This window comes from Enterobacter sp. HNDS-6 (assembly GCF_039850505.1).
Classification (GTDB): Bacteria; Pseudomonadota; Gammaproteobacteria; order Enterobacterales; family Enterobacteriaceae; genus Enterobacter; species Enterobacter kobei.
Genome location: NZ_CP156673.1, coordinates 3,655,821 through 3,677,463, shown reverse-complemented (window position 1 = coordinate 3,677,463; position 21,643 = coordinate 3,655,821). Strand labels below are relative to the sequence as shown.

Annotated in this window: 24 protein-coding genes, 1 pseudogene and 1 riboswitch; of the genes and pseudogenes, 11 read left to right on the top strand and 14 right to left on the bottom strand. The window is 60.0% G+C overall.

Going from position 1 to position 21,643, the window contains the following annotated elements:
• From rutD to rutG, 4 genes are read left to right on the top strand one after another with little or no spacing between them, the layout of a single operon-like run.
• On the top strand, positions 1-801 hold the full coding sequence (gene rutD / locus ABFI50_RS17140) for a pyrimidine utilization protein D (protein ID WP_047028039.1): 801 nt from the start codon (positions 1-3) through the stop codon (positions 799-801).
• Positions 802-810: 9 nt separating this feature from the next.
• Complete coding sequence (locus tag ABFI50_RS17135; RefSeq protein WP_014883307.1) at positions 811-1,401, top strand: malonic semialdehyde reductase; 591 nt, start codon at positions 811-813, stop codon at positions 1,399-1,401.
• A gap of 9 nt (positions 1,402-1,410) precedes the next feature.
• The gene (gene rutF, locus ABFI50_RS17130) at positions 1,411-1,905 is read left to right on the top strand and encodes an NADH-dependent FMN reductase RutF (protein ID WP_023332659.1); all 495 of its coding nucleotides are present in this window, start codon (positions 1,411-1,413) and stop codon (positions 1,903-1,905) included.
• Between the two features lie 21 nt (positions 1,906-1,926).
• On the top strand, positions 1,927-3,249 hold the full coding sequence (gene rutG, locus ABFI50_RS17125) for a pyrimidine utilization transport protein G (protein ID WP_048996912.1): 1,323 nt from the start codon (positions 1,927-1,929) through the stop codon (positions 3,247-3,249).
• A 110-nt stretch (positions 3,250-3,359) separates the two neighbouring features.
• Here the strand turns inward: rutG and ABFI50_RS17120 are convergent, their stop codons facing one another.
• Positions 3,360-4,280 (bottom strand): DMT family transporter, encoded by a 921-nt coding sequence (locus ABFI50_RS17120; RefSeq protein ID WP_048996913.1) that lies wholly within the window; start codon positions 4,278-4,280, stop codon positions 3,360-3,362.
• Positions 4,281-4,396: 116 nt separating this feature from the next.
• Positions 4,397-4,567, bottom strand: a complete 171-nt coding sequence (locus tag ABFI50_RS17115; protein WP_023332656.1) for a general stress protein — start codon at positions 4,565-4,567, stop codon at positions 4,397-4,399.
• Between the two features lie 391 nt (positions 4,568-4,958).
• Here ABFI50_RS17115 and wrbA point away from each other — a divergent pair, with 391 nt between their 5' ends.
• Together wrbA and ABFI50_RS17105 are read left to right on the top strand one after the other, a co-directional pair.
• On the top strand, positions 4,959-5,555 hold the full coding sequence (gene wrbA / locus ABFI50_RS17110) for an NAD(P)H:quinone oxidoreductase (RefSeq protein ID WP_014883301.1): 597 nt from the start codon (positions 4,959-4,961) through the stop codon (positions 5,553-5,555).
• Positions 5,556-5,573: 18 nt separating this feature from the next.
• Positions 5,574-5,801 (top strand): YccJ family protein, encoded by a 228-nt coding sequence (locus ABFI50_RS17105; protein ID WP_014883300.1) that lies wholly within the window; start codon positions 5,574-5,576, stop codon positions 5,799-5,801.
• 33 nt (positions 5,802-5,834) lie between these two features.
• Here the strand turns inward: ABFI50_RS17105 and agp are convergent, their stop codons facing one another.
• On the bottom strand, positions 5,835-7,076 hold the full coding sequence (agp, locus tag ABFI50_RS17100) for a bifunctional glucose-1-phosphatase/inositol phosphatase (protein WP_048996914.1): 1,242 nt from the start codon (positions 7,074-7,076) through the stop codon (positions 5,835-5,837).
• A gap of 103 nt (positions 7,077-7,179) precedes the next feature.
• Positions 7,180-7,680: a DedA family protein gene (locus ABFI50_RS17095; protein WP_014883299.1), complete on the bottom strand. Its 501-nt coding sequence runs from the start codon at positions 7,678-7,680 to the stop codon at positions 7,180-7,182.
• A gap of 158 nt (positions 7,681-7,838) precedes the next feature.
• Positions 7,839-8,008: riboswitch (M-box (ykoK) riboswitch) on the top strand.
• Positions 8,009-8,068: 60 nt separating this feature from the next.
• On the opposite strand from ABFI50_RS17095, the gene ABFI50_RS17090 reads away from it, so the two are divergent.
• Positions 8,069-9,070: a magnesium transporter gene (locus ABFI50_RS17090; protein WP_014883298.1), complete on the top strand. Its 1,002-nt coding sequence runs from the start codon at positions 8,069-8,071 to the stop codon at positions 9,068-9,070.
• Here the strand turns inward: ABFI50_RS17090 and hpxK are convergent.
• From hpxK to hpxU, 7 genes are all read right to left on the bottom strand, one after another.
• Positions 9,036-10,298, bottom strand: a complete 1,263-nt coding sequence (gene hpxK, locus ABFI50_RS17085; protein WP_023337064.1) for an allantoate amidohydrolase — start codon at positions 10,296-10,298, stop codon at positions 9,036-9,038. The genes ABFI50_RS17090 and hpxK overlap by 35 nt on opposite strands.
• Positions 10,295-11,536, bottom strand: a complete 1,242-nt coding sequence (locus ABFI50_RS17080) for an alanine--glyoxylate aminotransferase family protein (protein WP_023337063.1) — start codon at positions 11,534-11,536, stop codon at positions 10,295-10,297. The genes hpxK and ABFI50_RS17080 overlap by 4 nt, the downstream gene beginning before the upstream one ends.
• Before the next feature lie 13 nt (positions 11,537-11,549).
• Positions 11,550-12,287: an amino acid ABC transporter ATP-binding protein gene (locus ABFI50_RS17075; protein WP_008499843.1), complete on the bottom strand. Its 738-nt coding sequence runs from the start codon at positions 12,285-12,287 to the stop codon at positions 11,550-11,552.
• Positions 12,268-12,924 (bottom strand): amino acid ABC transporter permease, encoded by a 657-nt coding sequence (locus ABFI50_RS17070; protein WP_049008460.1) that lies wholly within the window; start codon positions 12,922-12,924, stop codon positions 12,268-12,270. The genes ABFI50_RS17075 and ABFI50_RS17070 overlap by 20 nt, the downstream gene beginning before the upstream one ends.
• Complete coding sequence (locus ABFI50_RS17065) at positions 12,924-13,589, bottom strand: amino acid ABC transporter permease (protein ID WP_176260500.1); 666 nt, start codon at positions 13,587-13,589, stop codon at positions 12,924-12,926. Before ABFI50_RS17065 ends, ABFI50_RS17070 begins: the two co-directional genes overlap by 1 nt.
• Before the next feature lie 4 nt (positions 13,590-13,593).
• Positions 13,594-14,376 (bottom strand): transporter substrate-binding domain-containing protein, encoded by a 783-nt coding sequence (locus ABFI50_RS17060; RefSeq protein ID WP_014883294.1) that lies wholly within the window; start codon positions 14,374-14,376, stop codon positions 13,594-13,596.
• A 192-nt stretch (positions 14,377-14,568) separates the two neighbouring features.
• Entirely contained in the window at positions 14,569-15,408 is an 840-nt protein-coding gene (gene hpxU, locus ABFI50_RS17055) for a MurR/RpiR family transcriptional regulator HpxU (protein WP_014883293.1), read from the bottom strand.
• Positions 15,409-15,552: 144 nt separating this feature from the next.
• Between hpxU and hpxW the strand changes: the two genes are divergently transcribed.
• From hpxW to hpxZ, 4 genes are read left to right on the top strand one after another with little or no spacing between them, the layout of a single operon-like run.
• A complete protein-coding gene (hpxW, locus tag ABFI50_RS17050) occupies positions 15,553-17,136 on the top strand; it encodes an oxamate amidohydrolase (protein ID WP_176260499.1) in 1,584 nt (527 codons plus the stop codon).
• A gap of 10 nt (positions 17,137-17,146) precedes the next feature.
• Entirely contained in the window at positions 17,147-17,335 is a 189-nt protein-coding gene (gene hpxX / locus ABFI50_RS17045) for an oxalurate catabolism protein HpxX (protein WP_023332649.1), read from the top strand.
• Positions 17,332-18,729 carry an AtzE family amidohydrolase gene (locus ABFI50_RS17040; RefSeq protein WP_176260498.1) on the top strand — a complete coding sequence of 466 codons (1,398 nt, stop codon included), beginning with the start codon at positions 17,332-17,334 and terminating at the stop codon, positions 18,727-18,729. Before hpxX ends, ABFI50_RS17040 begins: the two co-directional genes overlap by 4 nt.
• The gene (hpxZ, locus tag ABFI50_RS17035; RefSeq protein ID WP_176260497.1) at positions 18,726-19,112 is read left to right on the top strand and encodes an oxalurate catabolism protein HpxZ; all 387 of its coding nucleotides are present in this window, start codon (positions 18,726-18,728) and stop codon (positions 19,110-19,112) included. The genes ABFI50_RS17040 and hpxZ overlap by 4 nt, the downstream gene beginning before the upstream one ends.
• Before the next feature lie 69 nt (positions 19,113-19,181).
• On the opposite strand, the gene puuE is transcribed toward hpxZ, so the two are convergent.
• The 3 genes and pseudogenes from puuE to ABFI50_RS17020 form a co-directional block, all read right to left on the bottom strand.
• Entirely contained in the window at positions 19,182-20,081 is a 900-nt protein-coding gene (puuE, locus tag ABFI50_RS17030; RefSeq protein ID WP_226856271.1) for an allantoinase PuuE, read from the bottom strand.
• A pseudogene (locus ABFI50_RS17025) lies at positions 20,002-20,873 on the bottom strand (aspartate/glutamate racemase family protein); the annotation flags it as partial. The pseudogene ABFI50_RS17025 and the gene puuE, both read right to left, overlap by 80 nt.
• Positions 20,873-21,589: a GntR family transcriptional regulator gene (locus ABFI50_RS17020; RefSeq protein WP_014883286.1), complete on the bottom strand. Its 717-nt coding sequence runs from the start codon at positions 21,587-21,589 to the stop codon at positions 20,873-20,875. The pseudogene ABFI50_RS17025 and the gene ABFI50_RS17020, both read right to left, overlap by 1 nt.
• Between the last annotated feature and the right edge of the window lie 54 nt (positions 21,590-21,643).

Below are 21,643 nucleotides of genomic sequence, written 5' to 3'. Positions count from 1 at the left end.
ATGAAACTCTCCGTCTCACCGCCCCCGTATGAGGGGGCACCCGTGGTAGTCCTCATTGCCGGTCTCGGCGGCAGCGGCAGCTACTGGCTGCCCCAGCTGGCCGCGCTGGAGCCGGAGTATCAGGTGGTGTGCTATGACCAGCGGGGGACGGGTAATAACCGCGATACCCTGCCGGAAGGCTATAGCCTGGCGCAAATGGCGGACGAACTGGCCATAGCGCTGGCTGAAGTCGGAATTGCCCGCTACTGCGTGGTAGGGCATGCGCTGGGCGCGCTGATCGGGCTACAGCTGGCCCTCGACAGACCTGATGCGCTCACCGCGCTGGTGTGCGTCAACGGCTGGCTAACCCTCAACGCCCATACCCGACGCTGTTTTCAGATCCGCGAGCGTTTGCTGCATTCCGGCGGCGCGCAGGCGTGGGTAGAGGCGCAGCCGCTGTTTCTCTACCCGGCAGACTGGATGGCTGCTCGTGCGCCCCGCCTGGAGGCCGAAGAAGCGCTGGCGCTGGCCCATTTCCAGGGCAAAAGCAACCTGCTGCACAGGCTCAGCGCCCTGAAGAAAGCGGATTTCAGCCGCCACGCCGCGCGTATTCATTGTCCGGTACACCTCATCTGTTCCGCCGACGACATGCTGGTGCCCTCTGTCTGCTCGACTGAGCTACAGGCGGCTCTCCCACGCAGCCACAGCGTGGTCATGCGCCAGGGCGGGCATGCCTGCAACGTCACCGAACCGAACACCTTTAACACCCTGCTGCTGAACGGGCTTGCCAGCCTGCTGCACAGTCATGAACCCGCTTTATAAGGAGCTTTAATGAGCGAAGCCATTAATCCTGCGGCGCGCGAAACGCTATTCACCGGCGCCCGTACCCACAACGGCTGGCAGAATCTGCCCGTCAGCGACGAGACGCTGCGCGAAATCTACGACCTGATGAAATGGGGCCCAACCTCCGCCAACTGCTCCCCGGCGCGAATCGTGTTTGTGCGCAGCGCAGAGGGAAAAGAGAAGCTGCGCCCGGCGCTCTCCAGCGGCAATCTGGAAAAAACGCTCACCGCGCCGGTCACGGCGATTGTTGCCTGGGACAGCGAGTTTTATGAGCGCCTGCCGGAACTGTTCCCGCACGGCGATGCCAGAAGCTGGTTTACCACCAGCCCGGCGCTCGCCGAAGAGACGGCATTTCGCAACAGCTCAATGCAGGCTGCTTACCTGATTTTCGCCTGTCGCGCCCTCGGGCTGGACACCGGCCCGATGTCAGGCTTTGACCGACAAAAGGTCGACGAGGCCTTTTTCACCGGCACGCTGCTTAAAAGCAATCTGCTGATCAACATTGGCTATGGTGATACGAACAAACTTTACGGACGCCTGCCGCGTCTGGCGTTCGAAGATGCCTGCGGGCTGGCGTAAGGAGCAATCATGACGACACCGGATAAACAAACCTTTCGCGACGCCATGGCCTGCGTTGGCGCGGCAGTCAACATCATCACCACCGACGGCCCGGCGGGAATGGCGGGATTCACTGCCAGCGCGGTGTGCAGCGTCACGGATTCGCCTCCCACCCTGCTGGTATGCCTGAACCGCGGCGCGTCCGTCTGGCCGACGTTTAGCGAAAACCGCACGCTGTGCGTGAACACCCTGAGCGCCGGACAAGAGCCGCTATCCAACCTGTTTGGCGGCAAAACGCCAATGGAGACGCGCTTTGCCGCCGCCCGCTGGCAAACGGGCGATACGGGGTGTCCGCGTCTGGAGGATGCGCTGGCCTCGTTTGACTGCCGCATCAGCCAGGTGGTGAGCGTCGGTACCCACGACATTCTGTTTTGCGACATTGTTTCGATTGTTCGCCACCCCGCGCCGCAAGGGCTGGTGTGGTTTGACCGCGGCTACCACGCGCTTATGCGACCCGCCTGCTAAGGCGCTTTAAGGAGACAGACCATGTTCGGATTTCCCCACTGGCAGTTGAAATCGACCTCCACAGAAGCAGGCGTGGTCGCGCCGGATGAACGACTCCCGCTCGGACAAACGATGGTGATGGGCGTCCAGCATGCAGTCGCGATGTTTGGTGCGACCGTACTCATGCCGATGCTGATGGGGCTTGATCCCAACCTGTCGATTCTGATGTCGGGTATCGGCACCCTGCTGTTCTTTTTTGTCACCGGTGGGCGCGTGCCCAGCTATCTGGGCTCCAGCGCCGCGTTTGTCGGGGTGGTTATCGCCACAACCGGATTTAACGGCCAGGGGATCAACCCTAACCTGAGCGTGGCGCTCGGCGGCATCATCGCCTGCGGCCTGGTCTATACCCTGATTGGTCTGGTGGTGATGAAGATTGGCACGCGCTGGATCGAACGCATGATGCCTCCCGTGGTGACCGGTGCCGTCGTCATGGCGATTGGCCTGAACCTGGCGCCGATCGCGGTGAAAAGCGTCTCCGGCTCGCCGTTTGAAAGCTGGATGGCGGTGATCACCGTGCTGTGTATCGGCCTGGTGGCGGTGTTTACGCGCGGGATGATCCAGCGTCTGCTGATTCTGGTCGGGCTGATTGTCGCCTGTCTGGTTTACGCTCTGCTGGCGAACGTTTTCGGTCTCGGCAAGCCGGTCGATTTTACCCTGCTCCATCAGGCTGCCTGGTTTGGCCTGCCGCAGGTCACTTCCCCCACCTTTAACACCCAGGCAATGATGCTTATCGCACCGGTGGCCGTGATCCTGGTGGCGGAGAACTTAGGTCACCTGAAGGCGGTCGCGGGAATGACCGGCCGCAGTATGGACCCGTACATGGGCCGTGCGTTTGTCGGTGACGGTCTGGCAACCATGATCTCCGGCTCCGTGGGCGGCAGCGGCGTCACCACCTATGCCGAAAATATTGGCGTGATGGCGGTGACCAAAGTCTACTCGACGCTGGTCTTCGTCGCGGCAGCGACGATGGCGATACTGCTTGGTTTCTCTCCGAAGTTCGGCGCGCTGATCCACACCATTCCGTCGCCGGTCATCGGCGGGGCATCGATTGTGGTATTTGGGCTGATCGCCGTGGCCGGGGCGCGTATCTGGGTGCAGCATCGGGTCGATCTGAGCCAGAACAGCAACCTGATTATGGTGGCGGTCACGCTGGTGCTGGGCGCGGGCGATTTCGCGCTAACGCTGGGCGGATTTACAATTGGTGGGATCGGCACGGCAACGTTCGGGGCAATTCTGCTTAACGCCCTGCTGAGCCGCCGGAAAGGGGATGAAGCGCAGGCTGAAGCCATCACCCCCTCAACCTGAAATGAGTGCTGCTTTCTTGCCGGGTGACGCTACGCTTACCCGGCCTACAATGAGCATGTAGGCCCGCGCAAGCGTAGCGCCGCCGGGCAAAACGGGCAGCGTGCACGTTGTTAGCTATCTGCCCCTTGTTCAGCCCCCACCCCGGCAATCGCCTTGCGTCGTTTTTTTAGCTTTAACTCGCTCACCAGCACCCCGGCGACAATAAATGCCGCACCGACCAGGGCCAGCAGCGGCAAACGCTCTCCGGCGAGGCGACCAAAAATCCCCGCCCATACCGGTTCACCGGTGTAGATCACCGTCGCCCGCGTCGGGGAGACGCTGCGCTGCGCCCAGTTCATGGTGACCTGAATAATGGCGCTGAAGATGCCCAGCCCCAACGCGACCACGATCAGACCGGTAGACATCGGCGGCACGGACTCCCCGGCCGGTACCATCGTCGCAAACGCCACCAGCGAGGCCGTGGCGAGCTGGACCACCGTCACGCGCTTGACGTCCACCTTGCCCGCCCAGGCGCTAATCAAAATAATTTCCGCCGCAATGGCAATCGCCCCGACGAGGGTAATGATCTCGCCCGGTCCCAGTGCCAGCAGGTTATTTTCCGGCCCGGCCAGCAAAATCAGGCCGATAAACGCCAGCACGATACCGATGCAGGACATCATCCCCGGCAGCCGTCCCAGGCAAAGCCACTGCAGGAGCGGTACCAGCGGTACATACATGGCGGTGATAAATGCCGATTTGCTGCTGGAGATAGTCTGTAATCCCCATGTCTGCAGGCTGTAGCCCATTGCAATCGCAACCCCGATCGCCACCCCGGCCTTCAGCTCTTTGAGGGTTAGTCCGCGCAGGGATTTTAGCGATACGAGCGCCACGGCTATCGCCGCCGTCGCAAAGCGCAAACCAACAAAAAAGAACGGATCGCTCAGCGTTACCGCGTACTGGACGGCCAGAAACGTCCCGCCCCAGAACATGGTGATGAGAATAAGGATGGCTTCCTGCGGTTTTACGGAGAATTTAAAGCGTGAGACAGACATGCGACACCAGCAAATGAGAACAATTCTGTAGTGTGCGTCGCCTTTGGTTACAGTTCAATGTTGCAGAAATAAAAAAACCGCCGGGAACGCCCGGCGGCAGGGTTCAGCCTGGCGCGTTACTTATTGCTGCCGTGGCTGTTTTTACCCCCTTTCTTGCCAGCCTCTGATGCGCGCTGAGGGTCATTTTTGAAGTTGCCCCCGCTATGCTGGCCACCTTTACGACCTGCTTCTGATGCTCTTTCACGGTCTTCAGCGAAATTACCTGAACCACCACGATGGTTTGCCATCTCTAACCTCCAGAGTGTGAAACATTAGACATCATATTGCATTCAGTAAAAGAGGATTCTTTCACCTCGCGGCATGAGGACAGTGCCTTTATCTGTGCCGCGTGAAACTAAGCTTAGTGGACTAAGGCTGTCCGGCAAGCCGCTGGTAATATCCTGCAACAGGATCTCAGTCTTTCGGGTGAGATAACGCGGCGGAGATTCATAACTCTTTCTTATCATTTCAAAAAACGGAGGCGAGAAAGTTGTTTCATTTTGCTACAGCACGCTTCCCCAATCATATTGTTATAAATCAAAGAAATGGTGTTCATTTTTGCAGTCTGGCCGTGATGGCATATCTTTAAATGAACGCAGCGATCCGCTGTCAGAAAACACAAACGAGGAGTGATGCAAAATGGCAAAAGTTCTGGTGCTCTATTATTCCATGTATGGACACATTGAAACCATGGCTCACGCAGTCGCAGAAGGTGCAAACAGGGTGGACGGCGTTGAGGTTGTGGTGAAGCGCGTACCGGAAACCATGCAGGCGGAAGCCTTCGCTAAAGCCGGGGGAAAAACACAGAATGCCCCGGTCGCCACGCCTCAGGAGCTGGCAGATTACGATGCGATTATTTTCGGGACGCCAACCCGTTTCGGCAATATGTCCGGCCAGATGCGCACCTTCCTCGATCAGACGGGCGGGCTATGGGCCTCAGGCGCTTTATACGGCAAACTCGCCAGCGTCTTCAGCTCTACCGGCACCGGTGGCGGTCAGGAGCAGACGATTACCTCAACCTGGACTACCCTTGCTCATCATGGGATGGTGATTGTGCCGATTGGCTACGGCGCGCAGGAACTCTTTGATGTTTCTCAGGTACGTGGCGGTACTCCCTACGGTGCAACCACCATTGCCGGCGGCGATGGTTCCCGACAGCCGAGCGACGAAGAGCTCGCCATCGCCCGTTATCAGGGTGAGCATGTCGCGGGCCTCGCCAAAAAACTGAACGGCTAACTCAACAGGAGGACAAGCATGCCAACTCAGGAATCAAAAGCCCACCGCGTGGGTGAATGGGCAAGTTTACGCAATACCTCTCCGGAGATTGCCGAAGCCATTTTTGAAGTCGCGAAATATGACGAGAAACTGGCAGAGCAGATTTGGGAAGAAGGTAGCGACGAAGTGCTGGTTCGCGCCTTCGAAAAGACGGACAAAGACTCGCTCTTCTGGGGCGAACAGACCATCGAACGTAAAAACGTCTGAACGTTTCCCCCCGCCTTTGCGGGGGGTTATCCTCTATTTTGCCGCGCTGTTCATCACCGCATTAAACTTATCAACCGGGCAGAAGCCGTTAGCATCCACCGGGCAGCCTTTCAGCTCCAGCGTCACACGCTGCGCGGGGGATTCCAGCGACAGCACGCTGGCGTTTCGCAGTTGCTCTGAGCTCTGGTAGACATACTCAATTTTCATCAGTTCCTGGTTAGCGTTTTTGTCATGCCAGCGCTGGAAGACTATTTTGCCGCCAATTGGCGTGCGCTCGTGCTGATCGTGGAGTTGATACGGTTTGAAATCCAGCGCGGTCAGCAGCGAAGCAATGTTCGAATCATGCCCCACCAGCAGGGTGATTTTAGGCGCTTTCGCCTGATCGGTGACCAGCGCGTTATCAATATATTTCACCAGCGGTTTGGCGACGTTTTGCGCCACCTCGGTGGAGGTAAACAGCGAGTCCTGATAGCCGTTTTTCAGCTTCGACAGCACACGCCACTGCTGGTCAGTCTTGATCTCACCCCAGGCCACCTGATCAGCCGGGAAACCTTCGTAATATTGCAGCGTGAACGCATCCACCAGCGAGTTACCCACTTTCAGCGGACCGGACACGCCTGGCTCTTTTTCATAGTCGGCACTGAACGTATCTTTCGCGTCCGCCAGCGAGCAGACTTTTTTCTCTTTGCAGGACGGCGAATCGGCGTAGTTCGTCATCTGCTCCAGCAGCTTATAGCTTTCTGAAAGCTGCATTTTCTGCCGCTCGGTCTCCATCGCCTTCAGCGCTTTTTCGCGGAACTCAGGCGAGTTATCGGTAATGACCGGATTAAAGGTGGGATCCATCGTGCCCATTTTTTCCTGATGATGCACAGGCACATCGCACCCCGGGAACGCGCCGGTAATGAAGAATTGTGCGGTCGCAACGGTACGCTGCAGGCTATTGGCATATGCATAAACGGTGTCCGCTGGCGGGCACTCTCCAGTCTTTATCATCCCCTGCTGCGCCAGCCACTCGCGCATGTAATGACCCATATAGACCTCCAGCACGCCGCCTTTGGTGGTGAGCTGACCACCCGGTACCTCCCACTCTGGCCACTGTTTCGGCGTGGACTGCTCCAGCACGCTGCCGTTGTTGGCGAGCGGTGCGCGCAGGTTATGGCGACTCATGATTAAAACTTGCTCCAGCTGATACCCTTCCGGCGTCTCTTGTGCCTGCACGCCAAACGTTGCTGAAATGGAACCGGCGACTGCCAGCGCGAGTAGTGCTTTTCTCATCCCTAATTCCTCACTCGTTTTAAAATGTCGCATTCAGTGTGACAGATTCGTGACAATTTTCCGGGAAGCATTTCTCAATCTGATGAATACCTTACTCGCCGATTCAGACGCTGATGCCAGCGACGATGCCAACATACAGCGCCGCCCACGCGCAGGCAGAAAGCAGGCTGACGGCGTAGACCTTCACAGCGCTTAGCCTGAGCATCCCCGCTGCCAGCGGCACGATATAACGCAATACCGCCAGAAAGCGCGACGTAAACAGCGCAATTTCACCGTTCTTTTGCAGCTGATGCTGCACTCTCAAAAACCTGTCGGCATGCTTAGACGTGAAACGCGTGACCAGGCGGGTGTGTCCCATCAGCTGGCCAACATGGTAATTTAGCACCGATCCCACCGTTGCCCCCATTACCACGGCAAGCCATGCGAGCCCAGGATGCATGCTCCCCTGGCTGACGCCGATGCCCGCCAGCAGCATCACCGAGGCGGGTGGCAGCACGGAGGAGATCAGTACCGTCGATTTACCCAGCGCCATCACGAATAACAACGCAAACAGATGTGCCGGATAGAGCGCAAAATGAGTAAGCAGATGATCAAACCACGCCATTTACCCCATCCTCGTGATGATTTAATCTTTTATTTAAAATGAATAACCTTAAATAAACCCTCAACATCGTATTAATAAAATTCTTCTAAACCGTTCTTAAACATTATTTAAAATCCTGAGCGGTAAAATTAAATATGCGTATTATCCCTCACGTTTTACAACGATCTCGTTATGGCGAGGCTCCTGTACAAATACACGTTATCGCTCTGGTGGGTTCGAGAGAACCGACACAGGGTAAAACAGGCACTGTCGAATCAAGGCTTTGTCAGTATAACTTCCCTTGCGGGATACGGTGTACAGTGCTGAACCCAGGACGTGGGGATCTCCTCTTCGACATGCCCTGTCTTGCTCGCCCCTTAGAGATATTTTTATTCAAAGGGAATTCACTATGTCTTACGCTATTCACAATCAAAATCCGGCATTCAATGACAGCGCCATCGCGCAATATATGAATACCGATTTTATCGTCCTTGATATTGCATTATGCGTGGCGCTGGCGCGCGAGCAATTCTTCGCAAAATTAAAAGACGACGATATTCCATCGCATATTTTTATTGAAGACAATGGCCGCCTGGCGGGCATGATTGCGGTGCGTAAATTGCTGCAAACCGCCGATACGCTACAGCCGGTGAAATCGCTGATGATCTCGCAGTTTTTACAGGTCAAACCGGAGGATGAACGTGCCGATGTTGCCGGCCAGCTGGCGCACGGCGGCGCGGACGTTGTGCCGGTGGTCACCCACGGCAAGCTCGTCGGCTGCCTGACCGAGCGCGAAATCGCCCATCTGCTGGAAGATGACGTCACCGAAGACGCTCAGCTTCAGGGGGCGACGCTGCCGCTGGAGAAGCCCTATCTGGAAACCAGCGCCTTCAGCCTGTGGAAGAAACGCTCCGTCTGGCTCCTACTGCTGTTTGTCGCAGAAGCCTATACCAGTTCGGTGATCCAGCACTTCGAAGAGGCGCTGGAGTCCGCCATTGCGCTGGCGTTCTTTATTCCGCTGCTGATCGGCACGGGCGGCAACAGCGGAACGCAGATCACCTCCACGCTGGTGCGCGCCATGGCGCTGGGAGAGGTGCATCTTCGCGACGTCGGGCGCGTGCTGCGAAAAGAGATGACCACTTCGCTGATGATTGCCGTGACGCTCGGGATTGCCGGGTGTATCCGCGCGTGGATGATGGGGATTGGGCTGGAAATCACGCTTATCGTCAGCCTGACGCTGGTGTGCATAACGCTGTGGAGCGCGATTGTGTCGTCCGTGATTCCGATGGTGCTCAAACGCTGCGGCATTGACCCGGCGGTCGTCTCCGCGCCGTTTATCGCGACGCTTATCGACGGTACCGGGCTGATTATCTACTTCAAGATCGCGCAATATACGCTGGGGCTGGAGTAACGCGGTCCGCCAGCTGGATCACCGCTCGCGAAAACGCCTCAATCGCCAGCGCGACATCCTCAGCCATCACCGACTCTGCCGGGTGGTGGCTGACGCCCCCCTTGCAGCGCACAAACAGCATCCCTACCGGCCAGCGTTCCGCGATGGCAATCGCATCATGGCCCGCGCCGCTGGGCAGCGACAGTGAACGCCCCTGCACCGATTCGACGGCCTCCCCTAACACGTTTTGCAGGTGGATATCGCACGGCGTGGCCGCGATGCGGTAAAACTCCTCGGCGCTGAACTGCAGTCCGCGTCGCGACGCGATTGCCTGCGCATTTTCCAGCAATTCGGCCAGCAACCGATCCAGCGGCGCATCCTGCGGACCGCGGATATCCAGCGAGAGCTGAACCTCGCCGGGGATCACGTTTACCGCACCGGGCAGGCAGCGCAGCTCCCCGACCGTCGCCACCCGATTGCCGCCCTGCTGCCGGGTGGTATTTTCGATGAGAACCATCCATTCGGCAGCGGCGGCCAGCGCGTCCTTACGATGGTTCATCGGCACGGTTCCCGCGTGCCCGGCTTCGCCGGTGAAACGGCAATTCAGGCGACGTGCGCCGTTGATGGCTTCCACCACGCCGAGCGCGAGACCGTCCTGCTCAAGGCACGGCCCCTGTTCAATGTGCAGCTCCAGGTAGGCGCTGAAATCCTCGGGACGGCGTGCGGCATGCGACACGCGGCCGGGATCGAGCCCCACCTGCACCATTGCCTGCGCTACGCTGATGCCGCTAGCGTCGGTTTTTTCCAGCCAGTCCTGCGGCCAGGTGCCCGTCAGCCCCCGGCTGCCTAACAGCGTAATGCCGAAACGGGTGCCCTCTTCATCGCAAAAACCGACAATCTCAATGGCCTGCGCCAGGTGCAGGCCCTGCTGGTGCAGGCTGTCCACCACTTCAATCGCGGTGAGCACCCCGAGCATACCGTCGTAGCGCCCCGCATTGCGCACGGTATCCAGATGCGAACCGAGCAGCACCGCCTGCGCGCCTTCCTGAGCACCTTCATAGCGTCCACAGATATTGCCCACGCTGTCCTGCCAGACGGTCATCCCCGCCTGGCTCATCCACTGCCCGACCAGCTGGTTGGCCTGCAGATGCTGCGCCGAGAGGTAGACCCGGGTCAGCGCATCCGGCGTTTCGCTGATGGCGGCCAGCGCATCGGCGCGCGCCATCACCCGTTCTGCCGCCGGGCTCATTGCGGCGTCTCGCGGCGATAGTGATCCCACGCGGCCTGCATGGCGGCCCCCTGCGTGGTGGTGAATTTCAGGTAGTTCAGCACCGACTCCAGCGCGCTCAGGGTGGTCATCACGCAGTCTTTGCGCGCGTTATAACCCATGGTGCCAATGCGCCACACTTTACCGTGCAGCGGGCCAAACGAGGTGCCGATTTCAATCCCGAAATCCTCCAGCATCAGCTTACGCACCTCGTCGCCGTTGACGCCCTGTGGAATCACCACGCCCAGCACGTTATTCATCTTGTGCTTCAGGTCGCCGAAGGTCTCCAGCCCCATCGCCTGAATGCCCTTCAGGAGCGCATCGCCGTGCAGCTTGTGGCGGGCAATGCCGTTCTCCAGCCCTTCCTGCAGGATCAGCCGCGCGCATTCGCGGGCGCCAAACAGCGCGGTGGTAGCTTCGGTATGGTGATTCAGCCGTTCCGGGCCCCAGTAGTCCATCACCATGCCAAGATCGAAGTAGTTGGAGTAGATCATCTCCTCGTCGCCGTCGCGGTGGGCGTCGGTGCGAATGCCCGCCTCAACGCACTTGCGGCGGCGGATCGCCTCCTCCATCCGCGTACTCAGGGTGACTGGCGAAGTACCCGATGGCCCGCCGAGACACTTCTGCATCCCGGCCGAGACGGCATCCAGCCCCCAGGCGTCGGTCTCCAGCGCGTTGCCGCCGAGCGACGCGGTGGCGTCGGTGTAAAACAGCACGTCGTAGCGGCGGCAGATAGCGCCAAGCTCCGCGAGCGGCTGCAGCATGGTGGTGGAGGTGTCGCCCTGTACGGTGAGCAGCAGGCGAGGACGAATACGCTTAATTGCATCCTCCACCTGGTCCGGGGCGAACACCTCGCCCCACGGCACCTCGATGGTATGCACCTCCGCCCGACAGCGGCGGGCAATTTCGCACAGCAGGTGACCAAAGCGGCCAAAGACCGGAACCAGCACTTTATCCCCCGGGCGAATGGCGGAAACCAGTATCGCTTCAATTCCCGCCCGGGAGGTACCGTCGACCAGCATCGTCCAGCGATTTTCAGTGCGGAATACGCCGCGATAGAGCGCCATCACCTCGTTCATGTAGTGGGTCATGGCCGGATCGTACTGGCCAATCAGCTGGCTCGACATAGCGCGCAGCACGCGCGGGTCGGCGTTGATCGGCCCCGGCCCCATCAGCAGACGCTGCGGCGGGTTAATTTGCGGAAAATGTGCAATATCCATGAGTCAGTCCTTATCAGTTGAGGCCGCGCACGGAGGAGATGAACTGCTTCAGTTCCGTGGTCTGCGGGTTGGCGAACAGCGTTTTGCTGTCGCCCTGCTCCCAGACTTTCCCCTGGTGCATAAACACCACGCGGTCGCCCACTTCGCGGGCAAAATTCATTTCGTGCGTCACGAGAATCAGGGTCATCCCCTCGGCGGCCAGCTGCTCCAGTACCTTGAGCACTTCGCCCACCAGCTCCGGGTCAAGCGCGGAGGTGATCTCGTCACAGAGTAAAACTTTAGGCGACATCGCCAGCGCGCGGGCAATCGCCACGCGCTGCTGCTGGCCGCCGGAGAGGCTCGACGGGTAGTAATCCAGACGATCGCCTAAACCCACTTTCTCCAGCATGCGCTGCGCCAGCTCCCGGCATTCGGCAGCACTTTTCTTCAGCACCCGACGCGGGGCGAGCATGACGTTTTCCAGCGCCGTCATGTGCGGGAACAGGTTGAAGCTCTGGAACACCATCCCCACCGAGCGGCTGATTTCACGCGCCTGGGAATCCCGGTCGGTAATCGTCATGCCACCGAGCTTAATGCTGCCGTCCTGATAGCCTTCCAGGCCGTTGATACAGCGCAGCAGCGTGCTTTTTCCCGATCCGCTGCGCCCGATAATGGAGATCACCTGGCCCATGTCGATATCCAGATCGACACCCTTGAGCACGTGGTTATCACCGTAGTACTTCTGCACCTGATTAATGGTGATGAGAGGCATTGAATTTCGTCTCCAGATAGCGGCTGTAGCGCGACAGCGGATAACACAGAATGAAGTAGCCCAGCGCCACCAGCGCAAAGACTTTGAACGGCTGATAGGTCACGTTGGTCAGCATGGTCCCGGCCTTGGTCAGCTCGATAAAACCGATAATCGACGCCAGCGCGGTACCTTTGATCACCTGCACGGCAAAGCCGACCGTCGGGGCGATGCCGATGCGCAATGCCTGCGGGGCGACCACGCGAAACAGGGTCTGGCCGAAGGTCAGTCCCAGACAGCGCGAGGCTTCCCACTGCCCTTTCGGCAGCGCACGGATGCTACCGAACCAAATATCGAGCAGAAACGCGCTGGTGTAGAAGGTTAACGCCAGCGAGGCGGCGGTCCACGGCGAAACGTCGATGCCGAACAGCGCCACGCCAAAGAAGGCCAGGAACAGCTGCATCAGCAGGGGCGTCCCCTGAAACAGCTCAATATAGCCGCGGATGATGCGCTTCACCGTGCGCCCGCCGGTCAGGCGCAGCAGCAGGAGCGGTAGCGTCACCACCGCCCCGCCGACAAACGCCACCAGCGACAGCAGCACCGTCCAGCGTCCGGCCAGCAGCAGGTTGCGAATAATGTCCCAGTCGGTAAAGGTGGTCATCATGCCTGCACCCCCAGCCATTTCCGTCCAGCCGCCATCATCAGCTGGCGCAGGGTAATCGACAGCGCTAAGTAGATACCGGTTGTCACCAGATAGACCTCAAAGCTCAAAAACGTTCTGGACTGGATCAGGTTGGCGGCGAAGGTCAGCTCTTCATACGAGACCTGCGACACCACCGACGAGCCGAGCATCACGATGATGCACTGGCTCACCAGCGCCGGATAAATGCGCTGCAGCGCGGGCGGCAGCACCACGCGAATAAACGTCTGCAGACGGGTCAGCCCCAGCACGCGCCCGGCCTCCCACTGTCCTTTCGGCGTGACCTGAATGCCCGCGCGGATAATTTCGGTGCTGTACGCGCCCAGGTTCACCACCATCGCCAGCAGCGCCGCCTCCCCCGCCGTCATCTTCAGGCCCAGATTCGGCAGGCCGAAGACGATGAAAAATAGCTGCACCACAAACGGCGTGTTGCGGATAATCTCCACGTAACCGCCCCAGATCCGGCTGTACCAGGTGGTGCGTCCGCTGCGGATCGCCGCCCCGAAAATCCCTATCGCCAGCCCGCCGACGGTCGCCATCACCGTCAGCTGGATGGTGACCCACAATCCCGCCAGCAGCGCCAGCCAGTGCGGCCACAGTTCAGAGAAATGAAGTTGCTCAGTCATCGGCTCAGGCGCCAAGGTTTGCCGGCAGCGGGGCCTTCAGCCATTGCTCAGACAGACCATTCAGCGTGCCGTCCTTAATGCCCTGCTCAATCAGCGCATCCACTTTTGCCTTCAGGGCCGGTTCGTTTTTCTTCAGGCCGATAAAGCACGGTGAATCTTTCAGCATAAAGCTCGGCACCGGGGCCTTATCAGCATTCTGGCGGGAAATCGCCGCCACCACGAGGTTGCCGGTCGCCACGTACTGCACCTGTCCGGAAAGGTATGCAGAGAGCGTGGTGTTATTGTCTTCGTAACGTTTCACGTTGGCATCTTTCGGCGCCAGGCTGGTGAGTACCATGTCCTCCACCGCCCCGCGCGTCACGCCGATAGTTTTTCCGCTCAGCCCGGCGGCATCTTTCAGCTCGGCCCCTTTCGGGCCAAACACGCCAAGGAAGAACGGCGCGTAGGCGCGGCTAAAATCAATCACCTTCTCGCGCTCCGGGTTTTTCCCGAGGCTGGAGATGACCAGATCCACCTTATCGGTTTGCAGATACGGCACACGGTTGGCGCTGGTCACCGGCACGAGCTGCAGCTTGAGCTTCATCTGTTTCGCCAGATAGCGTGCCATGTCAATGTCGTAGCCCTGCGGCTGCAGGTCGGTCCCCACCGAGCCAAACGGCGGGAAGTCCTGCGGCACGGCAATGCGGAGGGTGCCGCGCTTCTCGATATCCTGAAGCTGGTCAGCCTTTGCAGGCAGTTGTGTGAAGAGGCATGCGGCCCCGGCCAGTGCAATCAACAGTTTTTTCATGGTGCTTCCCCGTAACGTTAACATGAAACAAAAGATTCTTTGAATGTGATTTTGCAACTAATGTGCCAGGTGAGGCGAAACGGGGGATATTCTTATAAAGCCTGATAAAACGCGGACGGAGCGAAAAATTGAGGATGTTCACGCCCCGCCACGTTGCACCATTTCAATGCAAAGCACCAGTCTGACGCCCCATTATCGTTGTTCGAGTTCGTCCAGCTGCTGATAAAGGGAAGCAATCTCGTGAATGCGCGGACGGCCTTTATCGAGACTGTCATGCAGGAAGGCATTCGCCAGCAGGTTGATCAGGCTGTTGACCGAGGAATAGCTGTCATAGGCCGAAACGCTGTCCAGCGGGGCGCAGAGCTGCCAGCTCGCCAGCGGAAACAGGCTGTGCGCCTGCGGCTCGCACATCAGCAGCACCGGAATACCGCTACTCTGAAGCTGCTGCATCAGCGGGCGGATAATGCGCGGACGGCGGCGAAAGGCCATCATCACCACCAGATCGTCAGGGGTTAAATCCACCAGCTCCTCGCTCAGGCTCTGGCCTGGCTGAGGGAGCACCAGCACCTGACCCCGCGCCTGCAGCAGCTGCTGGCGCAGGTGGAGCGCCGCGGGATAGGCGTTACGCATGCCAATAATGACAATGCGCCGCGCCTTCACCATGCAGGCCATGGCGTCGGCAAACTGCTGAGCATCGAGAGCATTGACCCACTGGGTCAGGTTCGCCATCTCCTGCTTATAATGGCGCGCCAGTAGCGTGTTGCCCTGCACCGCGTCGCGGTTATCGGTAAGCGGCATTCCGCTCTGACGCAGGGTGCGCAGCTCGTCACGCATCTCTTTATACTTCTCATAGCCCAGACGCTTGAACAGACGGCTCACCGTGGCTTTCGATACCCCGCTTAGCTGCGCCAGCTCGGCACTGTTATAGCTAATAAGGTCGTCAAAATGATCGAAAATAAAATCCGCCACCCGCTGCTCCTGCGGCGACAGTGACGGGTATTGCGCTTTCAGTCGTTCATCAAGCTGTTCCATAACGCCTCTGTAACGTTTGTTTCATCTCATACTCACTATTCATTAAGCATGCCAGCTTCTGCGGCAACTGGCATGAAACTTTTTATTCAGAACTGGAACAGCTTTTGCAGCACCTTGTGACTTTAAGGGTTATGAGGACGCTTCATGCAAAGTAATGTCTCCACACACGGGATGGCTGTTGCCCCCCACCACCTTGCCAGCCAGAGTGCGCTGGCCGTCCTGCGCGAAGGCGGCAGCGCGATAGAAGCCATGGTCGCGGCGGCGGCCACCATTGCCGTAGTTTACCCGCACATGAACGGGCTGGGTGGCGATGGCTTCTGGCTTATCGTGCCGCCGGAAGGGGATCCGATCGCCATTGATGCCAGCGGTGCGGCGGGATCGCGCGCGACGCTCGCGGCCTACGACGGGCTCCCGCATATCCCCCATCGCGGCCCTCAGGCGGCGCTGACCGTTGCCGGCACGGTGAGCGGCTGGGACGAGGCGCTGAAGGTCTCGCGCGAGATGACGGGCAAGGCGCTGCCGCTGTCCCGCCTGCTGGCCGACGCCATTGAGTACGCGCAAAACGGTACCCCGGTCACGGCGTCACAGGCGCATGCCACCGCCAGTAAATTTGACGAGCTAAAGGACGTTCCCGGCTTTGCCGAAACCTGGCTGGTGGACGGCAAGCCACCGCCGGTCGGGAGCCGTTTTTACCAGCCCGCCATGGCCACGACCCTTTCGCGCCTGGTGGAAGACGGTCTGGACAGTTTTTATCGCGGCCCGCTGGCGGAGGTGCTGGCGCAGGGTATGGAGACGCTGGGCCTGCCGGTCACGCTGGCCGATCTACACGCCCACGTCGCCCGGCGCACCACGCCTCTGAAGTTGCTGCATCAGCAGGGAGAAATTTATAACCACGCCCCGCCGACGCAGGGGCTGGTGTCGCTGGCGATACTCGGCATCACAGACCGCCTGAATATGGCGGAGGCTGACGATGCGGGGACGATTCACCGTATTGTTGAAGCCACCAAGCTGGCCTTTGGCCTGCGCGATGCGCACATTACCGATCCGCGCGAGCTGAAAACGGATATTCAGGCACTGCTGGCACCCACCGCCCTTCAGGCGCTTGCCGACAGGGTTGACGACAGCCGTGCCGCATCGTGGGGCACCGGCAAAGGTCCCGGCGATACGGTGTGGATGGGCGTGATGGATAACAGCGGGCTTGCCGTGTCGTTCATCCAGAGTATTTATCACGAATTTGGCAGCGGCGTGGTACTGCCCGATACCGGCATCGTCTGGCAGAACCGGGGCGCATCGTTCAGTCTCGACCCCAGTCATCTTCTGGCCCTCGCGCCGGGCAAACAGCCTTTCCACACCCTGAACCCGGCGGCGGCGCGCCTCAAGGACGGGCGCGTGATGGTCTATGGCTCGATGGGCGGCGACGGACAGCCGCAAACGCAGGCCACGCTGTTTACCCGCTATGTGGTCCAGGGTGCGCCCCTGCAGGAGAGCATCGCTCGCCCGCGCTGGCTGCTGGGGCGTACCTGGGGACAAACGTCGGACACGTTAAAACTGGAAGGTCGCTTTTCGGGTGAGACCGTGTCACAGCTCAGGGCGCGTGGACACGACGTGGAGATCTTCCCGGACTTCAGTGAAGCCATGGGCCACGCGGGGGCGATTGTTCGCCACCCCAACGGGCTGTTTGAAGGAGCGTTTGATCCGCGCAGCAACGGCGCGGCCGCCGGATTTTGAGGAGAGAATAATGACGACACAACAACCCGACTGGCATGCCTATCTCGCGCAAATGGAGACCGTTCTTGGCGTGACGCTGGATGATGCCCGCCGCGCCGAGCTACAGGTACAGTTCAGCCGCATTGCCAGCATGGCCGCTCCATTGATGGCGCTGCCGCTCGATGACCGTCTGGAGATCGCAGGAGTGTATAAAGCATGACGCTACACGAGATGAGTATCAGCGCAATCCAGCAGGCGCTGAGTGCGGGCGAGCTGAGCGCCCATGAGATTGCCCGTCAGACGCTGGAGGCGATTGCGCGCGTGAATCCGCAGATCAACGCCTGGACCGCCGTGACGGAAGCGCGCATGCTCGCCGAGGCCGCGAATATCGACACCCTGCGCCGCGAAAAGCGCCCCCTGCCACCGCTGGCGGGCGTGCCCTATGCGGTGAAAAACCTGTTTGACGTTGCCGGGCATACTACCCTCGCCGGGGCCGAGCTGTTCAGCCAGCGCCCTCCCGCGGCCACTGACAGTTTTGCCGTACGTCAGCTGCGTAGCGCGGGCGGGTTACTGACCGGGATGGTGAATATGGATGCCTATGCCTACGGCTTTACCACCGAAAACAGCCACTACGGCGCGACGCATAACCCGCACGACCTGACGCGCATCGCGGGCGGTTCGTCCGGCGGTTCAGCCGCCGCCGTGGCCGCCGGGCTGGTGCATTTTTCGCTCGGCACCGACACCAACGGCTCCATTCGCGTTCCGGCATCCCTGTGCGGGATTTATGGCCTGAAACCCACCTTTGGCCGCCTGTCGCGATCCGGTAGCCATCCGTTTGTCGCGAGTCTGGATCATATCGGGCCCTTTGCCCGCCGCGTGTGCGATCTGGCGTCGGTGTACGACGCGCTGCAGGGGCGCGATACCCGCGACGGTTTTCAGGCAGAACGCTCGCGCGAGGAGACGCGTCCCCTGCTCGAACGCGGTCTGGACGGCCTGCGCTGTGCGGTGCTTGGCGGCTACTTCACCACCTGGTGCGACACGGAGGCCCGGGACGCCGTGGCGCGGGTGGCGAAGGCCCTCGACGTGCAGGAGGAGCTGCAGTTCCCCGACGCCGGGCTGGCGCGCTCCGCGGCGTTTATCACCAGCGCCTCGGAAGGGGGTAACCAGTACCTGCCCGCGCTTCGCCGCGAGCCTGAGCGTTTTGAACCCCATTCCCGCGAACGGCTTCTGGCAGGCGCGATGATCCCTTCCGCCTGGTATATTCAGGCCCAGCGGTTTCGCGCTCAGGCGCGTCAGGCGTTCAACGCCTTGTTTGAACAAGCCGATGTCCTGATCGCCCCCGCAACGCCGCGTAGCGCCACGCGGATCGGTGAGCAAACCATGGAGATTAACGGTCAGCCGCTGCCCATTCGCGCCAGCATGGGCATGCTCACTCAACCGATTTCGTTCCTGGGTTTGCCGGTGACCACCGTTCCGCTACGCACCGCCCGGGGTATGCCGATTGGCCTGCAGCTGATTGCCGCGCCGTTTAACGAGCAGGCCTGCCTGCGCGTCGCGCGCGTGCTGGAAGAGAGTGGCATCACCGATGCCCGCCCGGCGGAGGTGGTCGCATGATGAATCACGATGACATTAACCTGCCGTGGGTGGTTGCCGAAGTGACGGCGGCGTTTTACCGCTATGAAGATGCGCTGGTGAGCAACAACATTGCCGTGCTGGATGAACTGTTCTGGCACGACAAAAATACGGTGCGTCTGGGGGCAGGTGAAAACCTGTACGGCATTGATGAAATCCGCGCCTTTCGTGCGGCGCGCCCGTCAGCCGGACTGGCGCGAACGTTGCGTCACACCGTCATCACCACCTTCGGGAAGAATTATGCCGTGTGCAGCACCGAGTTTACCCGCGAGGGCACGGAACGCATTGGCCGCCAGCAGCAGACGTGGGTACGGTTTGCCTGTGGGTGGCGGATCGTGGCGGCGCAGGTGAGTTTGATGTCATAACGCGACCGGGCAGGCGACGTCCTGTGAGCCGGGTAAGGCGCAGCCGCCACCCGGCAAAACATCGCACAATTATTTCAGAAACGGATGCACCTCCCGCCAGTGGTCGGCAATCTGCTGGCGGGTACAGACCCACACCTGCTCATGCTGCTGCACGTAATCCAGGAACCGCTGTAGCGCGCGAAAACGCCCCGGCCGCCCCAGCAGGCGGCAGTGCATGCCAATAGACATCATTTTCGGCGCGCGTTCCCCCTCCTCGTACAGCACGTCAAAACTGTCCTTCAGATACGTATAAAACTGCTCGGCGGTGTTAAACCCCTGCGCGGTGGCAAAGCGCATATCGTTAGCATCCAGCGTATAGGGCACAATCAGGTGCGGTTTACGGGTCCCGTCGCTACAGGCCACTTCCGTCCAGAAGGGTAAGTCATCGCCATAGTAGTCGCTGTCGTAGTCGAAGCCGCCATGCTCCACGACCAGCTGGCGCGTGTTGGGGCTATCGCGCCCGGTGTACCAGCCTGTGGGCGGTTTGCCAAACAGATCGGTCAGTACGTGCACCGCTTTATGCAGATGCTCGCGCTCCTGGGCGATGTCCATATGCTGATAGTGGATCCAGCGCCAGCCGTGGCTGACCACGTCATAATCCGCCGCCTTAATCGCTTCGACGATTTCCGGATGACGCGCCAGCGCCATCGCTACGCCAAAGACCGTCAGCGGCAGACCGCGTTTTTGAAATTCAGTGTGGATGCGCCAGAATCCGGCGCGGCTGCCGTATTCGTAGAGCGAGTCCATCGACATGTGCCTGTCCGGATAGCTTGCGGCACCGATGATGTCCGACAGGAACTGCTCGGATCCGGCATCGCCGTGCAGAACGTGGTTTTCCGCTCCTTCCTCGTAATTGAGTACAAACTGCACGGCGATGCGCGCCTGATTCGGCCACCGCGCGTGCGGTGGGTTGCCTGCGTAACCGCGCAGATCGCGCGGGTAATCCTGTTCAAAAGTCCCCATTGCCACCCCCAAAAATTAAAATGGATTCAGTGCCTGAAATTGTCCGCTTAACGCTTTATTTTCCGGGAAGGCCAGATCCCCGTGCTTGCTGGTCGACAGCCCCAGCGCCACCAGCGACTCCACCATCTTCACCGCCGCGCTGACGCCGTCGATAACCGGCACGCGCAGTTCGCGCGTCAGCTCCTGCGCCAGCGTCGCCATGCCGCCGCAGCCCAGCACGATGGCCCCGCAGCCATCCTCTTTCAGCGCCTGTATACAGCGCACGCGCACTTTTTCCTGCGCCAGACCGCTGCCGTCTTCCAGCGCCAGCACCGGGAGATCGATGGCATGCAGCGCCGCGCAGTGGTCCTGAAAGCCATACTGATGCAGCAGATGGCGGGCGATAATCAACGTGCGCGGCAGCGTGGTGACCACCGAAAAGCGGGTCGCCACCAGCGTCGCCATATGCATGGCGGCTTCAGCAATCCCTACCACCGGCCCCTGGGCCAGCTCGCGCGCCGCCAGCAGACCCGGGTCGCCAAAGCAGGCAATAACGTGACCATCCACGCCCTGCTGTCTGCCGAGTTTGACCTGTTCGAGAACGCCCACGCCAGCAATGGCCTCGTCAAAGTGGCCTTCGATGGACGGCACGCCTGCGGTCGGGCAGACCGCGAGGATTTCCGTTCCCGGTGCAGCCACCGCACGGGCTGCCGCACCGATGGTTTCCGTCATGGCGAGGCTGGTGTTGGGGTTGATCACTTGTATACAGACAGACGACATTACGACTCCTTGTGGCCGGCAAACAGCCGGGCAAAATCAGGCAGACACTCGCCCGCCCGCTCGAAGCAGAGGCTGGCGACGATATGTTCAAAATGGTGCATTAAGGCCTCGCTGAGCGGCTGGAGCGCCTTCTGGCGCAGCAGATCCACCAGCTGTTCGTGATCGTTGCAGCGACAGCCCTGCCGCCACGGCGCGCCCCAGGTGGCAATCACCAGCGATGAACGCTGGCTCAGGCCGGTCACCATCTCCGTCAGCACCTGGTTGCCGGAGATGGCCTGTAGCTGAATGTGAAAATTGGCGGAGTGGCGTATCGCCGCCGGGCCGTCATAGGCCTCGTGCGCCTGCTGCTCCTGACGAATAATGGCCTCCAGTGCTGCCAGATGCGGCGGCTGGCAGTGGGCCAGCACGTCCGGCAGATTAGCGACCTCCAGCAGCGCGCGGGTGCGGAAGATGTGCCGCGCCTCTTCTACCGTCGGGCTGGCGACGTGTGCACCACGTTTGGGCGTTAAGGTGACCATTTGCACAGCGGCGAGTCGTTGCAGCACCTTTCGGATGCCGGTACGGCTCACGCCAAACACCTCGGCCAGCGCCTCTTCCGGCAATTTGCTCCCCGGCAGCAACTGATGTTCGACAATTGCGGTCATCAGCGCCTGAAAGATGGATTCGTCTTTGTCATGCAGGTCTGGCGCGGTCTGCAGGCCATTTACGTTGTTCATTCACCACTCCGTGCTTTACCTTTCGTTATCGAATCGTATACATAAAAATAAAAT